This window comes from Eoetvoesiella caeni (assembly GCF_003315175.1).
GTDB classification, from domain to species: domain Bacteria; phylum Pseudomonadota; class Gammaproteobacteria; order Burkholderiales; family Burkholderiaceae_B; genus Eoetvoesia; species Eoetvoesia caeni.
This window is the reverse complement of sequence record NZ_QNRQ01000048.1, coordinates 1-1280: the sequence shown is the minus strand read 5'-3', so window position 1 is coordinate 1280 and position 1280 is coordinate 1. Positions and strand designations below refer to the sequence as shown.

Annotated in this window: 2 protein-coding genes and 1 pseudogene; 2 read left to right on the top strand and 1 reads right to left on the bottom strand. The window is 55.6% G+C overall.

The annotated features are described in order from the left end of the window. On the top strand, nt 1–192 hold a 192-nt coding region (locus DFR37_RS23200), incomplete at its 5' end, for a hypothetical protein (protein ID WP_211317355.1). After that, nucleotides 174–905, top strand: a complete 732-nt coding sequence (locus DFR37_RS22730; RefSeq protein ID WP_245954061.1) for an alpha/beta fold hydrolase — start codon at nt 174–176, stop codon at nt 903–905. The genes DFR37_RS23200 and DFR37_RS22730, both read left to right, overlap by 19 nt. Before the next feature lie 36 nt (nt 906–941). On the opposite strand, the pseudogene DFR37_RS22725 reads toward DFR37_RS22730, so the two are convergent. Then, nucleotides 942–1184: pseudogene (locus tag DFR37_RS22725) on the bottom strand (ABC transporter ATP-binding protein); the annotation flags it as partial. Between the last annotated feature and the right edge of the window lie 96 nt (nt 1185–1280).

Below are 1280 nucleotides of genomic sequence, written 5' to 3'. Positions count from 1 at the left end.
TTGGTCATCTCTCTGGTTCCTTTACCGGCATTATCGCCGGATCAGGCCCTGAGCTCCCCACTTATCGGACTGTCTGAATTTCCGCCGCCACCTCTCTCCGGCGAGGCCGCCACCACATCGTCAATGGAATACGTTTGCACCATGTCGAGTTCTGCCAAGGACACCCTCCGCTCGTGCTATTGCCGGGAATAACCAGCCCGGCCGCTACGTGGGAGTTCGTCGCTTATCGTCTCGCAGCTTTCAATGATGTTTATGTTTTGGATCACCGGGGACGCGGACTCTCTCAATCCGGAGGAGAGCTCGGCTACAGGCTGGATGATTATGCTTCTGATGTCGAAGCCTTTATCCGTACCCTTGGGCTGAACAAAGCCACCATACTTGGGCACTCGATGGGAGCACGCATCGCCATTCGCCACGCCGTCCGCTTTCCCGAACAGGTAGGTAGGCTCATTCTCGTTGACCCTCCTGTTTCGGGGCCCGGACGCAGGCCTTATCCTGTCCCTCTGGATTACTATCTACGCTCCTTGGACGAGGTCGAATGTGGCACTGGCTTCGAGGTCATGCAGAAAAGCCTTCCCTGGACGGATGGACAGTTGGAAATGCGGATGGAATGGCTTCCGACCTGCGACCGCACAGCGATTATCGAGTCTCATAAATCATTTCACGATGAGGATATTCACGGAGATCTGCCTCATATCGAGACAAACTCTCTATTGATGTATGCAGAATTGGGCGATACCGTGCGAGACGAAGAAGCCGAGGAGATCCGTGCAGCGATGCCGAGTTGCACAAAAATGCGCATCGATGGCGCTGGACACATGATTCCCTGGGACAAGATGGAGATCTTCGTGAACGCAGTGCGTCAATTTTTGGCTGAGGCTTCTCCAAGGACTCACTCCCAGTGACCGACCCTGCTGGCCCGTATCTGCAGACCCCGGGCATCAAACGCCCAGGTATTGCTGCACGATGGCGCTGTTCTGGCGCAGGTCGTCAGAACTGCCCTGCCACACCACCTTGCCTTTTTCGAGCACATAGTGGCGGTCGGCAAACGGCAGCAGCGCCCCCACGTTCTTGTCGATGACAATCTGCGACATGCCCTGCTCTTTGAGCGCGGTCAGCGCCTGCCAGATCTCGGTACGGATGATGGGCGCCAGACCCTCGGTGGCTTCATCGAGCACCAGCAGGGTAACGGCCCGCCCTGTACCGTCTAGAAGTCTCGGTTAAATCTCATCAAGATACGTGTCCATGTATTTTTTGAGATGTACACGTATTTTCATGAG